The sequence below is a fragment of the Allobosea sp. P4_E12 genome (assembly GCF_056401655.1).
In genome coordinates, this window is sequence record NZ_JBFUIY010000014.1 from 110,558 (window position 1) to 133,903 (window position 23,346).

The window sequence follows — 23,346 nt, forward strand, 5'->3', positions numbered from 1 at the left end:
GATCGCGGGCTAAGCCGCGCTCGCCATCACCTCTGCCCGGATCTCCTCGACCAGCCGCTCCTTGAGCGCGACGAATTCCGGGCTCGTCTTGATCGTGTAGGGCCGCGGATGCGGGAGGTCGACCGGGATGTCCGCCTTGACGCGTCCCGGCCGGGCGCTGATCACCACGACGCGCGAGGCCATGAAGATCGCCTCCTCGACGTCATGGGTGACGAAGAGCACGGTCTTCTGCTCACGCTCCCAGATGCCGAGCAGCATTTCCTGCATCAGGGCGCGTGTCTGGTTGTCGAGCGCGCCGAAGGGCTCGTCCAGCAACAGGATCTTTGGATCATTGGCGAGGGCACGCGCGATCGCGGTGCGCTGCTGCATGCCGCCCGACAGCTGCTTGGGGAAATGGTTCTCGAAGCCCTTGAGACCGATGCGTCCGGCCCAGTCGACGGCGATCCGCAGCCGCTCCGCCTCCGGCACGCCCTTCTCGCGCAGGCCGAAGGCGATGTTCTGCGCCACGGTCAGCCAGGGAAAGAGGGTATAGCTCTGAAAGACGAAACCGCGATCCGCACCGGGCCCTGTCACCGTCTCGCCATCGAGCAGGATGCGCCCTTCCGTCGGCGTCTCCAGCCCGCCGATCATGCGCAGCAAGGTCGACTTGCCGCAGCCGGAGGGGCCGAGAATGGTGATGAAGTCGTTGTCGGAGACGCTGAGGGACGTCGGCATCAGCGCCCGTGTCGCCTGCCCACCGTGACGCGCGGGGAAGGATTTTCCGACATTGTCGATGATGAGATTGCTCATTTCGCGGCCCAGGGGAACAGGCGCTGATTGACCGCCTTGAACAGGAAATCCGAGATCAGCCCGATCAGGCCGATGACGATGATGCCGAAGATGATCTGCCCGGTGTTCAGCAGCGCCTGGCTGTCGGTGATCATGTGGCCGATGCCGGAGGAGGAACCGATCAGCTCGGCGACGATGACATAGGTCCAGGCCCAGCCCAGCACCATGCGCAGGATCTCGGCGATCTCGGGCGCAGCATTGGGCAGCAGCACGCGCATCACCACGGAACGGTCGCTGGCGCCCAGCGTATAGGCGGCATCGACGAGATCGCGCCGGATCGAGCCCACCGCGACGGCGATCATCAGGATGATCTGGAAGACCGAGCCGATGAAGATGACGAGCAGCTTCTGCGTCTCGCCGATGCCGGCCCAGAGGATCAGCAGCGGGATGAAGGCCGAGGCCGGCAGGTAGCGCGCGAAGGAGACGAAGGGCTCGAAGAAGGCCTCGATCGGCTTGTAGGCGCCCATCAGGATGCCGAGCGGCAGCGCGACGATGACCGCGAGGATGAAGCCGCCGAGGACACGCCAGATCGTCATGCCGATATCGAACGCGAAGCCGTATTCGACGAGCAGCTTGTAGCCCTCGCCGACCATGGTCAGCGGATCGGCCAGGAAGAGGCGCTGGACATAGCCGCCGAAGGTCGCGACCGACCAGAGCGCAACGAAGAGTACGAAGAAGCCGAGCCCCAGCGCGACGCGGGACGGGACGGAAACGGGCTGAAGCGGCTTCATCGTCAAATCGCCCGCGAACGCCAGGCCGAGGCCAGTTCCTGCCAGGGTTCGACCGACCAGAAGCCCGAGGCCGCGCCGGAGGTCGATGGCAGCACGAAAGTCGCGCAACCCGCGACATCAACCAGCTGGCGGCCATAGCCGATGGCAGCACTGGATTGACCCAGCACGGCCTCGGCCGCCCGCTTGCCGTTGAAGGCGATGAAGGCCGGAGCCGTCGCACGCATCTTCATCAAGAATCCTTCAACATCGAAATGAGCACGAACGAGCGCGGCATCCGGCCCGGAGGTCGCTTTCGCGACGTCGGTGAGACCAAACCCATAGTCGAGCAAGTGAGGAAAATCCTCAGGCCTGAATTGCCGGGGAAGAAGGCCGATGGTGTGAAGCACCCGCCAGAACTTGTTCCCCGGTCCGGCGTAATAGGCGCGCCGCAAGGCTGAGGCGCGCCCGGCCTGAGTGCCGCAGAAGACGATTCCCAGACGTGGCGCAAGCACGTCCGGCAGGATCGTCACATCGCACCGCCCGAAACGAAGCGCGTATCGACCAGCGTGGTGATATCGGGCTTCGACTTGATCAGGCCGATCTCGAGCAGCAGGTCGGCCGCCTTGGTGGTGAAGGCCTGCCATTCCCCGGAGAAGAACTTCTTGTTGCCCTCGGCATCCGACCAGCGCAGGAAGCCGGCGGATTTGCCGAACTGCTCACCGGACTGCTTCACGTCGGCGCCCATGATGCCATAGGCCTTGGCCTGATCGGCCTTGATCAGTTCGAGCGCCTCGAAATAGCTCTTGGTCAGCCCCTTCACGGCAGCCTCGTTGCCCGCGATGAAGGCCGGCGTGCAGCCGAAGGTGTCCATCACCATCGGATAATCGAGCGTGGTCGCGATGATCTTGCCGGCATCCGGCTTGTCGCGCACGGCAGAGAGATAGGGCTCATAGGTCATGGCCGCATCATTCTGGCCGGCGATGAAGGCCTGGGCCGCCGGGCCGGGCTCCATGTTGACCACGGTCACGTCCTTGACCGACATGCCGTTCTCCTTGAGGAACCAGGCGAGCGCGAAATAGGGCGACGTGCCGGGCGCAGAGGCAGCAACCGTCTTGCCCTTCAGATCCTTGATCGAGCCGGTCGCGCTACGCACCGCCATGCCGTCGGCGCCATAGCTCTTGTCGAGCTGGAAGAGCTGCTTGGTCTTGATCCCGGCGGCGTCCCAGACGATCCAGGTCTCGACAGTCGTGGCGGCGCACTGGATATCGCCGGAGGCGATGGCAAGGTGACGGTCCTTCTGCGGGATCTTCTTGATTGACACATCGAGGCCATTCTTGGCGAAGATGCCGGCCTCCTTGGCCAGCACCAGGGGCGCGAAACCGGTCCAGCCGGAAATGCCGATCGAAACCTTGGTCTGCGCCTGTGCGCCCGTGGCAGCCAGCAGCGCCGCGAAGCCAAGTCCGGCCGCGGCTCCGATACGCTTCAAACCTGTCATGTCGAAACCCTTCCCCTGGTTGATGTCGTTCGCGCCCGTGAGACTTAAAGCCCATCGCCTCATCCGAAGCGGGATGCAACCTTCATTCCAAGGCAGGTTAAATGCATATGCAAAACCGTCAAGGCGGCGATCAGTTTCCTGAACGAAGGTGATAAATTTCTCTTGTTTGACACCGGACGAGGGTTCCGTTCCCTTCGCAGGGTCCTGCGCGCCGCGCATCTCCCAAGAGGTCCTTCCAGAATGAACGGCGCCGACCGCCTTTGCGATACCCTCCTCGTCAATGACGTGGATGTCTGCTTTGCCAATCCCGGCACCTCCGAAATGCATTTCGTCGCGGCGCTCGACCGCAAGCCGGAGATGCGCTGCGTACTCGGCTTGTTCGAGGGTGTGGTGACCGGTGCGGCCGACGGCTACGCCCGCATGGCCGACAAGCCGGCGGCGACGCTGCTTCATTGCGGCCCCGGCATGGCGAACGCCCTTGCCAACATGCACAATGCAAGGCGGGCCTGGACTCCGATGATCAATGTGGTCGGCGATCACGCGACCTATCATCTCGTCCATGACGCGCCACTGACCAGCGATATCGAAAGCCTGGCCCAGCCGATGTCCCATTTCGTCCGTCGGATCACGACGCCCGAGGATGTCGGCCCGGCGATCGGCGAATCCTATGCCGCCGCCATGTCGCTGCCGGGCGTAACCACCGTGATCCTTCCGGCGGATTGCGCCTGGGGCAGCGTCGCGCCGGCCAAGCTTGCGCCGGTCGCGGTGCCCAAGCTGAAATCGGTCGATATGACCGCCGTGAAGGAGGCCGCAGCCGCCCTTCGCAAGCACGGCAAGCGTGCCGCCCTGATGATGACCAATATGGCTTTGCGCGAAGGCCCGATGGCGATGGCGGCGCGGATCTGCGCCGTCACCGGCGCGCGCGTTTTCGGCCAGATGTCGAATGGCCGCATCGAGCGCGGCGTCGGCCGTGTCGCCCTGCCGAAAGTGCCCTACCCGGTCGATATCGCGCTCGAGGCGCTCAAGGATATCGACCTTTTGGTTCTGGTCGGCGCCAAGGTGCCGGTCGGCTTCTTTGCCTATCCGGGCAAGCCCGGCCGCCTGATCCAGGACAGCTGCGCGGTGGTGACGCTGGCCGAGATCGGCGACGACCTGCCGCTCGCGATCGAGGCGCTGGCCGATGAGCTTGGCGCGCGCCAGAGCCAACCGCTCTATGTCGCGGAGCCTCGCAAGGAGGTTGCTGCCCTGCCGACCGGCGCGCTCGACGCCGACAAGGTCTGCACGATCGTGGCGACGCTGCTGCCCGAGAACAGCATCATCTGCGACGAGTCGGTCTCATCGGGCCGCGTCTTCTACCAGCAATGCCACAACGCCCCGCAGCACGACTATATCCAGCTCACCGGCGGCGCGATTGGCGAGGGCATTCCACTCGCGATCGGCGCAGCGGTGGCCTGCCCGGACCGCAAGGTCATCGGCATGCAGGCCGATGGCTCCGGCATGTATACGGTTCAGGGCCTGTGGACACAGGCGCGCGAGAATCTCGACGTCGTCACGGTGGTCTTTGCCAACCGGACCTACCAGATCCTGCATGGCGAGATGCGCGCCGTCGGTGTCAATGATTTCGGCCGCAACGCCAAGCTGATGCTCAATCTCGACGAGCCGGCGCTCGACTGGGTCTCGATGGCGCGCGGCATGGGCGTCGAAGCGGGCCGCGCGACCACCGCCGAGGAATTCACCAAGCTGTTCCAGGGCGCATTGTCCCGGAAGGGACCGTTCCTGATCGAGGCAGTGATCTGAACTTCGCCTGGCGCGGAGGCCGGGCTTGCCCCGGCCTCCGCGCCCTCGTTGATCGATTGTGGCTTCAAGGCGTGATGCCCGGCCCAGGGCCGGACATCACGAGGGCGCCGTCTTCAGGCGCCAAAGCCGGTCAGGAAGCCGTCGAGGCAGCCGCCGATCGCCTCGATCGCATAGCCCCCTTCCTGCACCACCAGGGTCGGCAATCCCATGGCCTTCACCTGCCGCCCGATCGTTCCGAAATCGCAAGCCTCGAGCTTGAGCACACCGATCGGGTCGTCCTTGTGCGCGTCATAGCCGAGCGCGATGACCAGCGCCTCGGCGCCGAAGTCACGGATGGCCTTGCCGGCACGATCGACGGCGGCTTCCATTTCGGCGCCGCCCGCGCCATGGGCGAGCGGCAGGTTGATATTGAAGCCCTCGCCCGCACCGTTGCCGCGCTCGTCCGCATACCCGGTGAAGAAGGGATAATAGTTCACCGGGTCGGCATGGACCGAGATCGTCAGCACATCCGAGCGGCGGTAGAAGATCTGCTGCGTGCCGTCGCCATGATGCGCATCGACATCAAGGATCGCGACCTTGCCGAACTTGGAGCGCAGGCGCTGGGCCGCAACCGCCGTATTGTTGATGTAGCAGAAACCGGTGGCGCGATCGGCACGGGCATGGTGGCCGGACGGGCGGCAAAGCGCATAGACCGCGTGCTCGCCGGCCAGGATGGCGTCAGCACCTGAGACCGCCGTCTCGGCCGAGCGCAGTGTCGAGGTCCAGCAGTGCTCGCCGACCGGCACGGAGAGATCGCCGAGGAACCAGCCGAGCTGGCCCATCAGGCCGGTTGGCCGACAAGGCGAACGCATGTCCTCATCGACCCTGCCGCTCCAATAGGGGAAAGTGTTGGGCCACGCTTCGGGGCCACGCTCTGGCAGTTGGACCCAGCGCTCCCACAGCGTCTCGAGGAAGCGGACGAATTCCTCGCTGTGCACGGCCAGGATCGGGTCGACGCCGTGAGCGCCGGGGCGCTCCGGCGTGATGCCATGGCGGGCGAGCGCGCCCAGCAATTGCTCCGTGCGTTCCGGCAGATCCTTCGGCGCGACAACGCGGCCGAAGCGCATGTATTGCTGCGGATCGTGAAGCGACTGGTCCGGGTGATAGAAGGCGCGCATGCGGAAACGGTCCTCGGATTGTTGATCTGCACCATCCCCTCGACGGTGCGCGAGCTTGCAATGACATGCTTAGCAAGCGCCGGGCGCGTGGTCAGGCCGCAGCCACGCCGCCCCGGTCTGCATCCATGGCGGGTTCGGCCGGCTGCAAGCCTGACTGCTGGCTCAGCCACGGCACCCGATGCGCCGGGACCGGACGGGAATAGCGATAGCCTTGCGCGAAGCTGCAGCCGCACTGGCGCAGGAAGGCCTCCTGCTTCCGTGTCTCGACGCCCTCCGCGATCAGATCCAGCTTCAGGTCGGCCGCGAGGTTGATGATCGCGCGCACGATGGCAGCATCCTCCCCACCCTCGTCGAGATGGCGGACAAATCCGCGATCAATCTTGATGACATCGACGGGGAAGCGCCTGAGATGGGTCAGCGACGCATAGCCGGTGCCGAAATCGTCCAGCGCGACGGAGACCCCGCGCTGGCGAAGCGTCTTCAGCGCGCGCTCGGCATCCCCGGCCGCGCGGGCCAGGAGCACCGTCTCGGTGACTTCGACGCCAAAGCAGGATGTCGGGACGCCCGCCTCTGCCAGCTGGGCCAGCAGCTTCTCCGAAAACTGCGGATCGCGGAACACCGCTGGCGCGAGATTGACCCAGACCCGCGGGACCGTGATCCCCGTTGCCAGCCAGTTGCTCAGATCGGCAATCGCCTTGCGCAGGATGACATCGCCGATCGCAGAAGCGGTCTCCGGATCTTCCAACCCATGGACGAACGCGGCTGCCGGTACGATCCCGCGTTCCGGATGGCGCCAACGTGCCAGCGCCTCAAGGCCATCGATGGCGCCAGTGACCAGTGAAACCTGCGGCTGATAGAAGGGCAGGATGCGGTCCTGCGCCAACGCCTCGGCCAATTCGCGGCAAATGGCGACGCGCGCGTTCATCGCCTCGCGCATGCCGCTGTCATAGACCACCGCCATGTTCCGGCCCAAGGCCTTGGCGCGATAGAGCGCGAGATCGGCATCCTTCATCAGCTCGATCGGAGCGCTATCATGCTGTGGCGCAAGCGCGATGCCGAGACTGGCGCGAGAGGAAATCGCGTGTCCGAGATGGCTGAGCGGGCCACGCAGCGCCGTCAGCAGCCGTTCCGCCTTGGCCTGAGCCTCGGGCACGTCCATCGTCTCGGTCGAGAGCACCACGAATTCGTCGCCGCCCAGTCGCGCGACGAGATCTCCGGGGGCCGTATGGCGCAGGAGGCGCGCGGCCGCTTCGTTCAGCAGGGCATCTCCGGCATCGTGCCCAAGCGTGTCGTTGACCGATTTGAAGTCGTCGAGATCGACCAGGAACAGGCTCACGGTCTCGCCATCGCCGAGATCCGCCAGGGCTTCCTGCAGACGCTCCTGGAAGAGCAGGCGGTTCGGCAGGCCCGTCAGAGCGTCATGCGTCGCCTGCCAGCGAACATGCGCTTCGGCGGCCTTGCGCTCGGTGATGTCGACAATGCCGGCGACGATCGTCGAGGACTGGCCCATCGACAAAGAGGTCGCGGTGATCAATGCGTCGCGGCTCGTGCCGGATCCGTCACGGATCTCGGCCTCGAACTCGCCGACATGCGCGCCGCGAAGCAATTGCCGGGTCAGGCTGCGCCGGCTTTCAGCATCGACGAAGACATCCGGCACAGCCACCTCGCGCAGATCGCCTCCCGCTCCCTTGCCGAAGAAGCGCAGCGCCGCGTCATTGGCCCGCACGAAGCGCCCATCCGCCACCGATGCGACGACGAGCGGGATCGGCACGGCCATGAAGAGGCGCTCGATCATGGCGCGGCTCTCGTCGAGCTCCTCCTTTGCAGCCCGCTCTGATTGGGTCGCAGTCCATTCCAGCCGCCTCAGGCGGTTGGCGTGGATCACGACCAGGCCGAGCGCGAAGTTCAGCATCGCCAGCACGAGCACCAGCCCGACGAAGGTGCTGGGATAGGGGCCCGAACCGAGATAGCCGAGCAGCATGAGCAGGCTGGTGCAGACGCCGAGGATGAAGGTCCAGCGGAAGGATATCGGCGCCACCAGATAGAAGATGGAGGGCAGCAGCAACACGACGAAAAGCGCCAGATCGCTGCGCGAGCTGACCAGGAAGGCGACCGCCACGGCGCAGCCGACCTCCCACAGGACGGTCACGGCCTCGGCCTGCTTGAAGCGGGTAGCCCTGCGGATCAGGATCGCACAGAGAACCGACACCGCCACGACGGAGAGGCGTGCTGACACCGCGACGAGGAAATGCGGCGTCCCGAAGAAGCGCCAGTCGCTGACGAGGAAGAACGTGTTCAGCAGCGCCGAGATCAGGAAGATCAGTCGGCACTGCCGGAGGGTCTCCGGCAACCGGGCCGCCTGGAAGATCTCCTCCCGGTCGGAATCGCGGAATTCTCCACCAAATCGGAACAAACTGTCGCGTTGCATGCCGCATCGTTACGATGCGAAGGTCAAAACCGCGTTAAGGCAGCCGGAACTTGTTGCAGCGCAATGCGTCAATCGGGCGTGGCAAGCCCGGCTCGCGGCGCAATCAGAGCGGCGAATTCGCGTGCCAGTTCCGGGATGTCGAAGCGCCCGGGGCGGTACCAGTCGGTGGAGCCGTTGAGGGCGCCGAGCAGGAAGAGGCGCAGCGCCTCCGGCGAACGCTCTGCGGCGATCACATCGGCGGCCTGAAGCTCGGCGATCAGGAGACGCCAGACGTCCTCATAAGCGCGGCGAACCCTGCGCACGCTGTCCGGCACCGACATCGCGCCGAAGGCAAAGGCCTTGATGCTCGCCGAGGTGTAATCGCCATGGCCATGCAGCGCCGTCAGATGTGCGTGAATCGCGCATTCCAGCCGGGCACGTGGCTCGGCCCCCTCGGATCCCTGCAAAGCGGCAACCACCGCCTCCTGAACGAAGCGAACGCCGTCATTGACGACGGCCTCGACGATCTCCTCCTTCGACGCGAAGTGATAGTAGAGGCTGGCCTTGCGGATACCGACCGCCTCGGCGATCTCGCGCAGGGTGGTCTGGTGATAGCCACCCTGGCGCAGCAGGCGTGCAGCCGTGTCGAGGATCAGCCGGCGCGCGCCCCCTTCTACGGCACCGCGCTCCGCTTTCGTCGTCTGAATGCTCACAACCGCTTCGCCACCTCTTCCAGCATGACTTCGGTGGCCCCGCCGCCAATCGACTGGACCCGCGCATCCCGCGTCAGGCGTTCAATGGCGCTTTCGCGCATGAACCCCATGCCGCCATGGAACTGCAGGCAGGCATACATCACCTCGTTGACCAGTTCGCCGCAATACGCCTTGACCATAGAGACCTCGCGCGTTGCCTCAGCGCCACGGGCGTCGAGCCAGGCGGCGTGATAGACGAGCTGGCGCCCCGCCTCGACCTTGGCGGAGAGCATGGCGAGCTTCTGGCGGATGGCCTGCTTTTCCCAGAGTGGAGCCCCGAAGGCTTTGCGGGTGCGGACATAATCCAGCGTGAGATCGAGCGCAGCCTGCGCCTCGCCCATCGCCATCGCGCCGATGACCGTGCGCTCATTCTGGAAGTTGCGCATGATCGCGTAGAAGCCGCGCCCCTCCTGGCCGAGCAGGTTCGCGGCCGGGATGCGGCAGTCCTCGAAGACGAGCTCGGCGGTGTCGGAAGAGCGCCAGCCGTGTTTGTCGAGTGCGCGTGAGACCCGGAAACCGGGCGTTCCCTTCTCGACCAGGAAGATCGAGACCGATTGCGAGGGCCTGGCCGAGAGATCGGTCTTGGCGGCGACGCAGTAGAGATCGGCATGGACACCGTTGGTGATGAACATCTTGGCGCCGTTCAGGACATAGGTTTCGCCCTCGCGCCGTGCCGTGGTGCGGATGCCCTTCACATCCGAACCCGCGTCAGGCTCGGTCACCGCCACCGCGCAGATCGTCTTGCCGGCGATGATGTCCGGCATGTAGCGGTCATGCTGCGCCTTGCTGCCGGCATTGAAGACATGGACAGAGGCCATGTCGGTATGGACCAACGCGGTGATAGCAACGCCGGAGAAAGTCGAGCGACCAAGCTCCTCGGCCAGGATCACGGTCGCCAGCGTATCCATCTCCGAGCCGCCGAATTCGGCGGGGTAGCGGATGCCGAAGAAACCGAGCTCGCCCATCCGACGCAGCACCTCCCGCGGCACGAAACCGGCCTCCTCCCAGGCGAGCGCATGCGGCTTGATCTCGGTCTCGACGAAGCGGCGCAATTGATCGCGCAGCGCCTCGTGCTCCTCGGTGAAGTAAGGCGAGCGGCGCAGCTCTTCGTCGGTCCTGGGCCCCAGTCTGTCCACCGCCGTCATCGCACTCTCCCCGCTGCTTGACCTCTCGGCGCAAAGTCGCCTACCTAACGGACGGTAGGTGACTTGATCAACGAGATCAAGGGCGAGCGCCGAGGCGGGAGGAACCATGTCTGCAGGCTCCACGAGCGAAGCGCGCGCAAACGTGCCCCCGCCTCTCACCGAGATGCTCGCCACCCTGCGCGAGCGCCATGCCCTCGTCGCCAATGGCGGCGGCCCCAGAATGCGCGAGCGGCACGAAACGCGCGGCAAGATCATGGTGCGCGAGCGCATCGACCTGCTGCTCGACGCCCAATCCCCCTTCCTCGAACTCTCGCCGCTGGCAGCCTGGGGGCTCTACGGCAACGAGGTGCCCGGCGCCGGCATCGTCACCGGCATCGGCACCGTCTCCGGCCGTGCCTGCATGCTGATCGCCAATGACGCGACGGTGAAGGGCGGCTCGTTCTTCGCCGAGACAGTGCGCAAGCATCTCAGGGCGCAGGAGATTGCCGAGGAACATCGCCTGCCCTGCCTCTACCTGGTCGATTGCGGCGGGGCCTTCCTGCCGGAACAGGACCGGGTCTTTCCGGACCGCGACCATTTCGGCGGTTCCTTCTACAACCAATGCCGGATGTCGGCGGCCGGCATTCCCCAGATCTCGCTCGTCTTCGGCGGCTGCACCGCCGGCGGCGCTTATATTCCAGCGCTGTCCGACGAAGTGATCATGGTCAGGGGCACCGGGCGCATCCATCTCGGCGGCCCTCCGATCGTGAAGGCTGCGATCCACGAGATCGTCGATGGCGAGACCCTGGGCGGGGCCGAGATGCACACCCAGGTCTCGGGCGTCAGCGACCATCTGGTCGAAACGGAAATGGAGGGCCTCGCCAAGCTCCGCGAGATCGTCGGCTCGCTCGGCGAAATCGGCAGGCTGGGCGCAGCGCCCTACCCGTCCGTGCCACCGCGGCTCGATGCGGCCGAACTCGAGCACATCGTCCCGACCGACCTACGCAGACCCTATGACGTGCGCGAGGTGATCGCCCGCGTCGTCGACGACAGCAGCTTCAATGTCTTCAAGCCCGATTATGGCGCAACGCTCGTCACCGGCTTCGCCCGCATCCACGGTTACCCCGTCGGGATCATCGCCAATAATGGCGTGCTCTTCTCAGAATCGGCGCTGAAGGGCGCCCATTTCATCGAGCTCTGCGACCAGCGCCAGATCCCCCTGATCTTCCTGCAGAACATCACCGGCTTCATGGTCGGCACCGCAGCCGAACGCGGGGGCATCGCCAAGCATTCCGCCAAGCTGGTCTATGCCGTCTCGAATGCGCGCGTTCCCAAATACACCGTGCTGATCGGCGGCTCCTATGGCGCCGGGAATTACGGCATGTGCGGGCGCGGCTTCCGGCCACGTTTCCTGTTCTCCTGGCCGAATGCCCGTATCGCCACGATGAGCCCCGAGGTTGCAGCCACGGTCGTCACGGAACTGCGCCGCCAGAGCCTGAAGGGCGCGGCCGACGAGGCAACGATCGCCGAGCTCGATCGCAGGACGCGGGCCCAGTTCGAGGAGCAGAGCGACCCGTATTATGCGACTGCACGGCTCTGGGATGACGGGATCATCGAGCCGGCGCAGACGCGCGACGTGCTCGGCCTGTGTCTCTCGCTTGCCGCAGGCGAAGCGCGCGACACCTCCCCTCGCCCCGTCTACCGGATGTGACCGCCGCCATGTTCGAGAGCATCCTGATTGCCAATCGCGGCGAGATCGCCTGCCGCATCATCAAGACCTGCCGCCGTCTCGGCATCCGCGCCATTGCAGTCCATTCCGATGCGGACCGTGACGCGCTGCATGTGCGCCTCGCGGACGAGGCCATTTCCATCGGCCCGGCCCCCGCGCGCGACAGCTATCTGCGAGCCGACCGGATCATCGAGGCTGCACTGGCGACAGGCGCGCAGGCGATCCATCCCGGCTATGGCTTTCTCTCGGAACGGCTCGACCTGATCGCCGCCTGCGAAAAGGCAGGCATCGCCTTCATCGGCCCTTCGGCCACCGCCATCGCTGCCATGGGCGACAAGATCCGCTCCAAGCAGATCGCGCGCGAGGCCGGCGTGCCGGGCGTGCCCGGATATGACGGGGCCGACCAGTCCCGCGACGTGCTGAAGCGGGAGGCGTTGCGCGTCGGTCTGCCTGTCATGGTCAAGGCCTCTGCCGGTGGCGGCGGCAAGGGCATCCGCAAGGTCGAACGGGAGGAGGATCTCGATGCCGCCATCTCCGCGGCGGGCAGCGAGGCACAAGCCGCATTCGGAGACGGGCGCCTGCTGATCGAGAAATTCGTGACGCGCCCGCGCCATGTCGAGGTCCAGGTCGCGGGCGACAGGCACGGCGCCATCGTCCATCTCTTCGAGCGCGATTGCTCGGTGCAGCGCTCCAACCAGAAACTGATCGAGGAAGCGCCAGCCCCGAACCTGCGGGATGAGACACGCGCGGCCCTGCATGACTACGCCTTGAGGTTGTCGCGCGCGATTTCCTACGACAATCTCGGGACCGTCGAATTCCTTGTCGATGCCGTGACGCAGGAGGTGTTCTTCCTCGAGATGAACACCCGRCTGCAGGTCGAGCACCCGGTCACCGAAGCGATCACCGGGCTCGATCTGGTGGAATGGCAGATCCGCATCGCGGCAGGCGAGCCCCTGCCGCTGGCCCAGGGCGAGATCCGCTGCTCGGGCCACGCCATCGAAGCCAGGCTGACGGCAGAGCGGGCGGACCACGGCTTCCGGCCCGATACCGGTGTGATCAGGCTGTGGCGGGAACCGCAGGCGGCGCGCGTCGACAGCGGCATCGCAGCCGGCAGCGAGGTCACGCCGCATTACGATTCCCTGCTCGCCAAGGTCATCGCCCATGCGCCCGATCGCACGAGCGCGGCCCAGCGGCTCGCCAGAGGGCTGGATGGGATGGTGATGCTCGGGCCGGCGACCACCCGTGCGTTCCTGGCGGATGCCCTGAGAACTCCGAGCTTCACGAGGGGCGAGGCCACAACCCTGTTCCTGAGCGAGAATTTCCCGGGAGGCTGGAAGCCGCAAGCCGTGCCGCAGGACCTGCTCAATGCGGTGGCGGCGGCCCTCTGGCTCACGGCGCGCGGGACCGAGCCCGACGGCACGCCATGGCATGCGCTCAAGGGTTTTCGCCTTCTCGCGCCTGCCGGAAGGCCGGCGACGACGCATCTGGCCATCGGAGCCGGCGCAGATGCGACGCGGCTCACTATCGAAACCCATGATGGCTTCCTGCGCGTCGCGTCAGCCGGTGGCCAACATGATATCGCGCTCCGTCGCGGTGGCTCGGACGCCGAGTGGGTGGTGGCCATGAGCGGGGCGAGCCAGATGGCATACGCCGTCTGCGACACCCAGGGTCTGCTCCTGCGCCTCGGCGGCTTCGAAGGCCGGATCGAGATCGCGTTCGCGATCGAGGCCGCAGCAGCGCGCCGCGATGCGGGCGGCGATTCCGGCAGCACCGTGCGGGCACCGATGCCAGGAACACTTGCGGCGTTGCATGTCGCCGCGGGCGACACCGTCGAGGCCGGGCAGATCGTGGCCGTGCTGGAATCGATGAAGCTCTTCATGGAGTTGAAGAGCCCCGCCGGCGGAACGGTTCAACGGATCGGTCCGAGGGCCGGATCGACGGTGGCAGCCGGCGACATTCTGGTCGCGATCGAGCCGGTCTGAGCGCGAGCGCGGTGCCGATCGCCTCGCGTATCGGCCCGAACAGTGGATTGAGGCCCTCGGGAAAGCCGATGCAAACACCGAAAGTTAGATCTTCGGACCGGACAGGATCCGGTGCGATCGACTCTCATAATTTAGAGCATTCTCAATGCGAAAAACCGTTGCCACTCTTTCGCAGCATGCTCTAGGTGCCCACCGCCTTCGTCGGCGCGGACGTCTTCCTCACCGTAACCCGTGCCGAGGCGAGGCGCCTATAGAGCGTCCGCCGGCGAAGCATGGGCAGCCAGTCGTAGAGGAACATCTCGGCCGGCCTCCAGATCACGACCCAGCCGATGATCACGAAGCTCTCCTGAAGCACGCGCGCGAACGGGCCTTCGATACGCTCCGACAGCCACCAGCCGATGAAGAGACAGGCGCTCAGGACGATGAGGCCGATCAGGAAGGCCAAGCGACCGTCCCGAAACAGCTGCCGCATCGCCTTTGTCTCAGATCGCGCACGCCCGTCGAACCAATTGCCGATGGCCGCAGCAAGATCGGGCGCCGCGCCGCCGGATTCGCCGTCCGCCGCGATGTCGATGAGGATTTCAATGGCGCGATCCTTGGGCAGCTCCTCGGCCCATTCGACGATGTACTGCTCGGCATCCCCCGACAGGTCGCGCTGGCGGAAGGGAAACGGATCGAGCGTGTTGAACAACTGTGCACCATCGGTCAGGCTCAACTCAATCGTGCTCGCACTCCGCAAGCCCGGAGCTGCATTGTCAGCCATCAGTCACCGCCATTTCCCATGATCGCGCCAAGAGCTACCCCCATATTCCGGCTAAGGATATTGCATTGAATCCTGAACATCCTGCCGGCGAGCCGACTTGATTGAAGTCAATTCCCCGCGCCGGCGAATGCCGCATATGACAAGCCCCTCTTGCATAGGTTGCGCGGGCGTCTCAGTCTGGTGATATTGCAGTGCGAAAGATCATCGTGAAGTTTCTGACGTATCGGCCCCCCGGCCATATGAGGACAACGATATGGTGAGCGCATATTCCGTGACGTCGCCTGGCGCGACCGCTGCGATGGCCCATGCCGGCTCCGACCTCGCCGCGTATCTGGTCGACGTCGCACAGCGCAACGTGCTGATGCTCGATGTGTTGCGCCGGCGGGGCGACAATTACCTCGACCATCTGGCGATGGCGGCTCCCAATGTCCTCGGATTTGGCTTCGAGATCGTCATGAGCGGCCGTAGCCTGCCCCGTCCGGTCAATTACGGCCTGGTCCGGATCATTGCACCCGAAGGCGTCGTCACGGACGAGTCCTCACGCCCCTTCATCGTCGTCGATCCGCGTGCCGGCCATGGTCCGGGCATTGGCGGCATGAAACCCGACAGCGAAATCGGCGCAGCGCTCGCTGCCGGACATCCCTGCTATTTCATCGGCTTCCTGCCGGATCCGGTGAGAGGCCAGACGATCGAGGATGTGGGCTGCGCCGAGGCTGCCTTCATCGAGGCCGTCACCAGGCGTCATCCCGGTTACTCCGGCAAGCCTTGCGTCATCGGAAACTGCCAGGCCGGCTGGGCCGTGCTCGGGCTCGCCGCCGCCCGGCCCGAGCTGATGGGGCCGATCATGGCCGCGGGCGCACCGCTGGCTTATTGGAACGGCAAGGATGGGCTCAACCCGATGCGCTATTCCGGCGGCATGCTCGGCGGCTCCTGGCTCACCTCGCTGACCGGCGATCTCGGCGCCGGAATCTTCGACGGCGCTTATCTCGTTCAGAATTTCGAGAAGCTGAACCCGGCCAATACGTGGTGGAGCAAGCTCTACGATGTCTGGTCGAAGGTCGATACCGAAGCCGAACGCTTTCTCTCCTTTGAGAAATGGTGGGGCGGGCATGTGCTGCTCAACCGAGAGGAGATCGAGTTCATCGTCGAACAGCTCTTCGTCGGCAACAAGCTGACCAAGGGGGAACTGACGCTCTCTTCCGGCAAGCGGATCGACCTGCGCGAAGTCGCCTCGCCGATCGTCGTGTTCTGCTCCTGGGGCGACAACATCACGCCGCCGCAGCAGGCACTCGGCTGGATCACCGATCTCTATGGAAGCGACCTCGCGCTGATCGCAGCCGAGCAGACGATCGTCTACTCCATCCACCCGCAGGCCGGACATCTCGGCGTCTTCGTTTCAAGCTCCGTGGCGAAGAAGGAGCATACCGAGCTCACGGAGAACATGGATCTGATCGACATCCTGCCACCCGGGCTGTGGGAGGCGGTGATCACACCGCGCGAGCCCGGCCAAGACTACGCCGATCTTGTGACCGGCGACAATATCCTGCGCTTCGAGGCGCGCAGCCTCGACGACATTCGGGCCCTGGGACTGAACACGGCGGAGGATGACCGTCGGTTCGCGACAGTCGCCAAGGTCTCCGAGATCAATGCCAGTTTCTACAAGACCTGGCTGCGCCCATTCGTGCAGGCTGCCGCCACGGCGCCCGCTGCAGAGCTGGAACGCCGGCTCAATCCGCTGCGCTCACAGTTCGAGATCTTTTCGCACAACAACCCCTTCATGCGCGGCGTCAGCGGCTGGGCGGAACTCGTTCGGGAACACCGCCGCCCCGCGGCCCAGGACAATCCATTCCTGGCCTGGCAGGAGATCATCTCGCAGAACATCGTCGCCTCGCTCGACCTGTTCCGCGACATCCGGGATTCCACGACCGAACTCGTCTTCAAACAGATTTACGGCGCGCCTGCCTTGCAGGCGGCGCTCGGCGTCACCGACGAGACGGCGCGCCCGTGGCCAGCGGATCGCGACCGCGGCGTCGCGGCGCTCGAAGCAGGCCGTTCCGACCTGGCTCAACGGGTCGGACGCGTCAGCGCAAAGATCGCGATCCTGCGTGCGGTGATGTACGTCCTAGCGGCACGCGGCGGCATCGACGAACGGATCTTTGCCGTACTGCGTCGCCTGCACAGCAAGCATCAAAAGCTCGACGGCATGACGCTCCAGCAGTTCAAGCTCAACGTCCGCGAACAGTTCTTCATGCTGCGCTTCGACGGCGAAGCGGCGGTCGCAGCGATCGCCACGGTGTTGCAAACCGAGACCCCCCATCTATCGCTCGAGGAATTTCACGACATTCTGACCGCTGCAGGGCCGCTCGAAGGCGAAGCGCTTGTCCGTTTCGAGCGGATCAGCCGGATGTTTCCCGATCAGTCGCCGGTTCACGAAACGCGTGCGACCGCCGACAATCTGCATCGCTTGGCGAGCCGGTCGGTTGCACGCAAGGAGACAGCCCTCGACACTGCCTCGAAGGCAGCGCCCCACCGCAGTTCATCGCCCCGGAAGTGAAGCGCAGAATGTCTCAGCCTTCCCAAGCTGTCGCGAGCGCCCGATCAGGTCATGCTCACGACAAATATGAGCGCCTGATCGCGAAGGCGCGCGAATTTGCGCCGGTCATGACGGCGGTGGCGCATCCCTGCGACGAGTCCTCTCTCAGGGGTGCGCTCGACGCAGCAGCGCAGGGTCTGATCAAACCGATCCTCGTTGGACCCACCGCCCGGATCATCGCGACCGCCAAGGCTGCCGGGCTCGACATCGCGGGCTTCGAGATCGTCGATACGCCGCATAGCGTCGCTTCCGCGGCCAAGGCCGTGGAACTCGTCCGCAGCGGCAAGGCGGCCCTCCTGATGAAGGGCAGTCTGCATAGCGATGAGCTGCTCGCCGAGGTAACCAATAAGGAGACAGGCCTGCGCACCGGCCGGCGTATCAGCCATGTCTTCATCATGGACGTGCCGTCCTATGCCGAGCCGCTCTTCATCACCGACGCGGCCGTGAACATCTTTCCTGACCTCGAAGCCAAGCGCGACATCATCCAGAACGCCATCGATCTGCATGTCGGGCTCGGCCTGGGAGCCCCGAGGGTCGCGATCCTCTCGGCCGTGGAGACCGTGACCACCAAGATCCCCAGCACGATCGAGGCGGCAGCGCTCTGCAAAATGGCCGATCGCGGCCAGATCACCGGAGGCCTGCTCGATGGGCCACTGGCGCTGGACAATGCGATCAGCCCGGAGGCGGCCAGCATCAAGGGCATCGTCTCGCCGGTAGCAGGCCGAGCGCAGATCCTGGTGGTGCCCGACCTCGAAGCCGGCAACATGCTGGCGAAGAACCTGACCTTCCTGTCCGGGGCCGATGCCGCAGGCATCGTACTCGGCGCGCGCGTGCCGATCATTCTGACCAGCCGCGCCGACAATGTCCGGACCCGCCTCGCCTCCTGCGCCGTTGCCGGGCTCTATGCCCATGCGTTGCTGCAGGCCAAGCCAATCGGAGCCTAGCCGGTGACCGAGGTCCTGTTCGTCGTCAATGCCGGCAGCTCGAGCATCAAGTTCAAGCTCTACTGCGTCGCAGGCGACGATATCGAGCTGATGTTCGGCGGCGCCGTGGACGGGATCGGAACCCGTCCGCGGCTCAAGGCAAAGAGCCATGACGGAACGTCGCTGATCGAGCGCAGCTTCACCGTCGCGGAGGTTGCGAACTCGGCGCAGGCGCAACAGGTCGTTGCCGACTGGGTCGTCGGCGAGATCCGGGACATGGCCATCATCGGCATCGGCCATCGCGTCGTCCATGGCGGCCCGGTCTATTCGGCACCGGTGCTGGTCGACGACGCGGTAATGAAGACGCTCGAAACCTTCATCCCGCTCGCGCCACTGCATCAGCTCAGCAATCTCGACCCGATCCGCGTGCTGCGCCAACGCCGGCCCGACCTGCCGCAGGTCGCCTGCTTCGACACGGCCTTCCATCGCGGCCATCCCGAACTCTCAGACCGTTTCGCCCTGCCGCGTGCGCTCTATGACGAGGGCGTCCGGCGCTACGGCTTCCATGGCCTGTCCTATGAATATGTTTCGAAGGCGCTGTACGGCATCGCACCGGAGATTGCAGACAAGCGGGTGATCATCGCCCATCTCGGCTCCGGGGCTTCCGTCTGCGCCTTGCAGGGCGGCCGCAGCATCGAGACGACGATGGGCTTCACCGCGCTGGACGGACTGCCGATGGGAACGCGCTCGGGTTCGCTCGATCCCGGTGTCGTCCTGCATCTGATCGAGCAGAAGGGCATGAGCCCGGCCGCAGTCGGCCAGATGCTCTATCACGAAAGCGGCCTGCTCGGGCTGTCCGGCATCAGCAACGATGTGCGCGAACTGCAGGAGAGCGAGAGGCCCGAGGCCGCAATGGCGATCGACTTCTTCAGCCTCCGCGTCGCGCAAGCCATCGCCAGCCTGTCGGTCACGCTCGGTGGGCTCGACGGCATCGTCTTCACGGCCGGCGTCGGCGAGAACGCCTGGCAGGTCAGACAGAACGTGGTTGATCGCCTGCACTGGGCAGGACTGTCGCTCAAGGCCGAGGCCAACCGGCGCAATGACAGGCGCATCGATGCCGAAGGCAGCCGGACGCAGATTTTCGTCGTCGCGACGGACGAGGAACGCATGATCGCGCAGCATACGCTGCGGCTGCTTCGGAGCACCGGAGTGGCTGCGCGAGAGCCCGCGCGGTCATAACACAGGATCAGGAAGCAGCCGGTTCTCGCCGCAAGCGCAACCGCCGAGCTCGGAGAGTGATGATGATAGTGGTCCGTCTACCCGCAGCGACAGCCCTGGCGGTGGCGCTCCTGACCGTCGGCAGCGTGCTCGCCCCGGTCTCGCGCGACCTCTCGATCACGGCGCCGGCCCAGGCCCAGTCGAAGATCCAGGCGTTCCTCCAGCGCTTGCGCAGCGGCTCGATGCCCAGCGGGATTGCCAAGTCGAACGGCCGTATCGAGGCGACGCAGATCGATATCTCCGCCAAATATGCCGGCCGCCTGTCGCAAGTGCTCGTCAATGAAGGCGACGACGTCACCGCCGGGCAAGTGGTCGCGCGCATTTCGTCGCCGGAATACGAAGCCCAGCTTCGCGGCGCCCAATCCCAGGTTCTCAAGGCCAAGCATGGGCTGGCGGAAGCCAATGCGCTGATCGTCCAGCGCAAGAGCGAGATCACCCTCAGCCAGGCTGAGCTGGAGCGTGGCCAGCAGCTCGTCGACAAGGGCTATCTGACCAGGCAGACCTTCGACCAGCGCGTCGCCAAGGCGGATACCGCCAAGGCCGCGCTCGTCGCAGCCGAGGCCCAGCGCGACCAGGCGCAGTTCGCGATCAAGAGCGCCGAAGCCGAGGTCGACCGCATCGAGGCGGTTCTCGTCGACATGACGCTCGTCGCGCCCCGCAGCGGCCGGGTTCAGTACCAGCTCGCACGCGCGGGCGAGGTCGTCGGCGCAGGCGCGCGCATCCTGACGCTGCTCGATCTCAGCGATGTCTACATGACGATCTATCTCCCGGCCGCACAGGCCGGGCTGCTCGCCCTTGGCGACGAGGCCCGGATCACCGTCGATCCGCTGCCCCAATATGTCATCCCGGCCAATGTCGGCTTCGTCGCGGCGGACGCCCAGTTCACGCCGAAGAGCGTCGAGACGGCCGACGAGCGGGAGAAGCTGATGTTCCGCGTCAAGCTGCAGATCGATCCGCGCGTCCTGAAGAAATATCACCGCCAGGCCAAGACAGGGGTGCGCGGCATGGGCTTCGTCCGGACCAGCCCGTCGATCCAGTGGCCCGAAGATCTCACCGTGAAGCTCCCCTGATGAACGACGGCGTCATTGCCAAGGTCGAGCATGTCTCGCACCGGTACGGCAAAACGGTTGCGCTCGACGATGTCTCGATCGACTTCCCCTCCCGCCGCATGGTGGGGGTGATCGGTCCCGACGGCGTCGGCAAATCTGCGTTGCTCGCCCTGATTGCCGGCGTCAGGGAAATCCAGACCGGACATGTCACGGTCTTCGGTGGCGACATGGCCGACAAGGCCCATCGCGAGAAGCAGGGCGCCCGCATCGCCTATATGCCGCAGGGCCTAGGCCGCAATCTCTATCCGACGCTGAGCGTCTTCGAGAATATCGACTTCCATGGCCGGCTCTTCGGCCAGGGCGAAGCTGAGCGCAGGCGGCGGATCGACGAGTTGCTGAAGGCGACGGGTCTCGACCCGTTCGAAGGCCGCCCGGCCGGCAAGCTGTCGGGTGGCATGAAGCAGAAACTCAGCCTGTGCTGCGCCCTGATCCACGACCCGGACCTCCTCATCCTCGACGAGCCGACCACCGGTGTCGACCCGCTGTCGCGCGGCCAGTTCTGGGACCTGATCAACACCATCCGTGGCCGGCGGCCGCAAATGAGCGTGATCGTCGCCACCGCCTATATGGACGAGGCCGAACGCTTCGACTGGCTGGCCGCCATGGATGACGGCAAGGTGATCGCCTCGGGGCCGATCTCCGAGATCCTGGGGAAGACAGGCCAGACATCGCTGGAAGCCGCCTTCATCGCGCTGCTCCCGGAGGCGAAGCGGGCGCAGCACCAGGAGGTCATCGTACGCCCGCGCCCGGCCAGCGACAGCGCCGTGCCGGCGATCGAGGCCGAAGGATTGACCCGACGCTTCGGCGATTTCACGGCCGTCGACCATGTCAGCTTCCGGATCGAGCGCGGCGAGATCTTCGGCTTCCTCGGCTCGAACGGCTGCGGCAAATCGACGACGATGAAGATGCTCACCGGCCTGCTGCCGGCGACCGAGGGCTGGGCCAAGCTGTTCGGCAAGCCGATGGGCTCCAACGACATGGAGACGCGCCGGAATGTCGGCTACATGTCGCAGGCCTTCTCGCTCTATACCGAACTCACGGTCCGGCAGAATCTCGAACTCCACGCAAAGCTCTATCACCTGCCGAACGATGAGATCGAAGGTCGCATCGCGGAGCTGCTCGAGCGCTTCGACCTCAGGGATGTGGTGGACTCGCGGCCCGACAGCCTGCCCCTCGGCATCAAGCAGCGCCTGCAGCTTGCGGTCGCCGTACTCCATCGGCCGGCCATGCTCATTCTCGATGAGCCGACCTCCGGCGTCGACCCGATCGCGCGCGACGCCTTCTGGCGCACGCTGATCGATCTCTCGCGCGATGACGGCGTGACGATTTTCCTCTCGACGCATTTCATGAACGAGGCCGAGCGCTGCGACCGCATCTCCCTGATGCATGCCGGCAAGGTGCTCGCAGTCGGCACACCGGAGGAACTGGTCAGGGAACGTGGAAGCTCCTCGCTGGAGGACACCTTCGTCGACTATCTCGCCGAGGCCGCAGGGATCGATCGCGAAGCGAAATCGGAGGCGCCTGACCCGAACGCGGTACTCCCGCCACCGGAACCCATCCGGGCCCCGCGCCGCTTCGACCCGAAGCGGCTCTGGGCCTATTCGCGGCGCGAGACGATGGAGCTGCTGCGCGATCCGATCCGGCTCGCCTTCGCCTTCCTGGGCCCGCTCGTCCTGATGATCGCCTTCGGCTTCGGCATTTCCTTTGATGTCGAGAACCTGCGCTTCTCGGCGCTCGACCAGGATAATACCCCCGAAAGCCGCCAGCTGATCGAGGCCTTTTCCGGCTCGCGCTATTTCGACGAGCGTGCGCCGATCAGGACGGCCGAAGAGCTCGACCAGCGGCTGAGGAACGGCGAGTTGCAGCTCGCGATCGAGATCCCGCCCGGCTTCGGGCGCGACCTGCAATCCGGCAGGAAGCCGGAGGTCGCGGTCTGGCTCGACGGCGCCATGCCGTTCCGCGCCGAGACGACGAAGGGCTACGTCACCGGGCTTGCCGCGCAATACGCCAAGGAATGGCTCGCCCAGAACAGTGCCGGCACGAGCGCGGCCAGTCTCGTCAATGTCGAGACCCGTTTCCGCTACAACCAGGCCTTCAAGAGCGTCAATGCGATGGTGCCGAGCGTGATCATGCTGATGCTGATCCTGATCCCGGCCGTCATGTCCGCCATTGCGGTGGTGAGGGAGAAGGAGACCGGCTCGATCGCCAATTTCCAGTCGACGCCTATCACCAAGTTCGAGTTCCTGTTCGGCAAGCAGCTGCCCTATATCGCGATCGCGATGATCAGCTTCGTGCTGCTGGTGCTGCTTGCGATCATCCTCTTCGGGGTGCCGATCAAGGGCTCGATCGCGATGCTGGTGCTCGGCACCCTGCTCTACGTGATCGCGACGACGGGCTTCGGCCAGTTGATCTCGACCTTCACCAGGACACAGGTCTCCGCCGTATTCGCCACCGCGATCCTGTCGATCATACCGGCAGTGAACTTCTCGGGCCTGCTCGTTCCGGTCGCCTCGCTGTCGGGCGGAGCACGGATGATCGGGCTCGGCTTCCCGACGGCCTGGTATCAGCCGGTCAGCGTCGGCGCCTTCACAAAGGGCCTGGGGTTCGACGACCTGTCGTTCAACCTCATCATGCTCGCTGGCTTCGCAGTCCTTTTCCTCGTCGTCTCGCAGCTTCTCCTGCGCAAACAGGAGCTCTGA

The 23,346-nt window shown here is 65.3% G+C and carries 17 protein-coding genes; 8 read left to right on the plus strand and 9 right to left on the minus strand.

Translation table 11 applies throughout. The features are described 5' to 3' along the window. Positions 1 to 9: 9 nt before the first annotated feature. From AC1DW9_RS19090 to AC1DW9_RS19105, 4 genes are read right to left on the minus strand one after another with little or no spacing between them, the layout of a single operon-like run. Positions 10 to 789, minus strand: coding sequence for an ABC transporter ATP-binding protein (locus AC1DW9_RS19090; RefSeq protein WP_476775461.1), 780 nt, complete (start codon positions 787 to 789; stop codon positions 10 to 12). Then, complete coding sequence (locus AC1DW9_RS19095) at positions 786 to 1,559, minus strand: ABC transporter permease (RefSeq protein WP_069877596.1); 774 nt, start codon at positions 1,557 to 1,559, stop codon at positions 786 to 788. Before AC1DW9_RS19095 ends, AC1DW9_RS19090 begins: the two co-directional genes overlap by 4 nt. A 2-nt stretch (positions 1,560 to 1,561) precedes the next feature. Next, the gene (locus AC1DW9_RS19100) at positions 1,562 to 2,068 is read right to left on the minus strand and encodes a mismatch-specific DNA-glycosylase (protein WP_441506083.1); all 507 of its coding nucleotides are present in this window, start codon (positions 2,066 to 2,068) and stop codon (positions 1,562 to 1,564) included. Then, a complete protein-coding gene (locus tag AC1DW9_RS19105; RefSeq protein WP_441490064.1) occupies positions 2,065 to 3,033 on the minus strand; it encodes an ABC transporter substrate-binding protein in 969 nt (322 codons plus the stop codon). The genes AC1DW9_RS19100 and AC1DW9_RS19105 overlap by 4 nt, the downstream gene beginning before the upstream one ends. 240 nt (positions 3,034 to 3,273) lie before the next feature. Between AC1DW9_RS19105 and AC1DW9_RS19110 the strand changes: the two genes are divergently transcribed. After that, a complete protein-coding gene (locus AC1DW9_RS19110; protein ID WP_441506082.1) occupies positions 3,274 to 4,830 on the plus strand; it encodes an acetolactate synthase large subunit in 1,557 nt (518 codons plus the stop codon). Between the two features lie 113 nt (positions 4,831 to 4,943). Here AC1DW9_RS19110 and AC1DW9_RS19115 read toward each other — a convergent pair whose 3' ends face one another. The 4 genes from AC1DW9_RS19115 to AC1DW9_RS19130 all read right to left on the minus strand — a co-directional run bounded on the left by AC1DW9_RS19115 (position 4,944) and on the right by AC1DW9_RS19130 (position 10,291). Then, a complete protein-coding gene (locus tag AC1DW9_RS19115; RefSeq protein WP_441506081.1) occupies positions 4,944 to 5,987 on the minus strand; it encodes a histone deacetylase family protein in 1,044 nt (347 codons plus the stop codon). 91 nt (positions 5,988 to 6,078) lie between these two features. Next, positions 6,079 to 8,415 carry a putative bifunctional diguanylate cyclase/phosphodiesterase gene (locus AC1DW9_RS19120; protein ID WP_476769003.1) on the minus strand — a complete coding sequence of 779 codons (2,337 nt, stop codon included), beginning with the start codon at positions 8,413 to 8,415 and terminating at the stop codon, positions 6,079 to 6,081. Positions 8,416 to 8,483: 68 nt separating this feature from the next. Continuing rightward, positions 8,484 to 9,107, minus strand: coding sequence for a TetR/AcrR family transcriptional regulator (locus AC1DW9_RS19125; RefSeq protein ID WP_441506079.1), 624 nt, complete (start codon positions 9,105 to 9,107; stop codon positions 8,484 to 8,486). Next, positions 9,104 to 10,291 (minus strand): acyl-CoA dehydrogenase family protein, encoded by a 1,188-nt coding sequence (locus tag AC1DW9_RS19130; RefSeq protein WP_441490070.1) that lies wholly within the window; start codon positions 10,289 to 10,291, stop codon positions 9,104 to 9,106. Before AC1DW9_RS19130 ends, AC1DW9_RS19125 begins: the two co-directional genes overlap by 4 nt. A 106-nt stretch (positions 10,292 to 10,397) precedes the next feature. On the opposite strand from AC1DW9_RS19130, the gene AC1DW9_RS19135 reads away from it, so the two are divergent. Then, positions 10,398 to 11,981: an acyl-CoA carboxylase subunit beta gene (locus AC1DW9_RS19135; protein ID WP_441506078.1), complete on the plus strand. Its 1,584-nt coding sequence runs from the start codon at positions 10,398 to 10,400 to the stop codon at positions 11,979 to 11,981. 8 nt (positions 11,982 to 11,989) lie between these two features. After that, entirely contained in the window at positions 11,990 to 13,981 is a 1,992-nt protein-coding gene (locus AC1DW9_RS19140) for an acetyl/propionyl/methylcrotonyl-CoA carboxylase subunit alpha (RefSeq protein WP_441506077.1), read from the plus strand. Positions 13,982 to 14,162: 181 nt separating this feature from the next. Here the strand turns inward: AC1DW9_RS19140 and AC1DW9_RS19145 are convergent, their stop codons facing one another. Next, a complete protein-coding gene (locus AC1DW9_RS19145; RefSeq protein WP_441506076.1) occupies positions 14,163 to 14,744 on the minus strand; it encodes a hypothetical protein in 582 nt (193 codons plus the stop codon). Positions 14,745 to 14,997: 253 nt separating this feature from the next. Between AC1DW9_RS19145 and AC1DW9_RS19150 the strand changes: the two genes are divergently transcribed. The 5 genes from AC1DW9_RS19150 to rbbA all read left to right on the plus strand — a co-directional run bounded on the left by AC1DW9_RS19150 (position 14,998) and on the right by rbbA (position 23,346). Then, positions 14,998 to 17,298: a DUF3141 domain-containing protein gene (locus tag AC1DW9_RS19150; protein WP_441506075.1), complete on the plus strand. Its 2,301-nt coding sequence runs from the start codon at positions 14,998 to 15,000 to the stop codon at positions 17,296 to 17,298. 8 nt (positions 17,299 to 17,306) lie between these two features. Continuing rightward, positions 17,307 to 18,281 (plus strand): phosphate acetyltransferase, encoded by a 975-nt coding sequence (locus AC1DW9_RS19155; protein ID WP_441506074.1) that lies wholly within the window; start codon positions 17,307 to 17,309, stop codon positions 18,279 to 18,281. Between the two features lie 3 nt (positions 18,282 to 18,284). Further along, positions 18,285 to 19,499 carry an acetate/propionate family kinase gene (locus tag AC1DW9_RS19160; protein ID WP_441506073.1) on the plus strand — a complete coding sequence of 405 codons (1,215 nt, stop codon included), beginning with the start codon at positions 18,285 to 18,287 and terminating at the stop codon, positions 19,497 to 19,499. Between the two features lie 62 nt (positions 19,500 to 19,561). After that, positions 19,562 to 20,608, plus strand: a complete 1,047-nt coding sequence (locus AC1DW9_RS19165) for an HlyD family secretion protein (RefSeq protein WP_441490077.1) — start codon at positions 19,562 to 19,564, stop codon at positions 20,606 to 20,608. Beyond that, the gene (gene rbbA, locus AC1DW9_RS19170) at positions 20,608 to 23,346 is read left to right on the plus strand and encodes a ribosome-associated ATPase/putative transporter RbbA (protein WP_441506072.1); all 2,739 of its coding nucleotides are present in this window, start codon (positions 20,608 to 20,610) and stop codon (positions 23,344 to 23,346) included. The genes AC1DW9_RS19165 and rbbA overlap by 1 nt, the downstream gene beginning before the upstream one ends.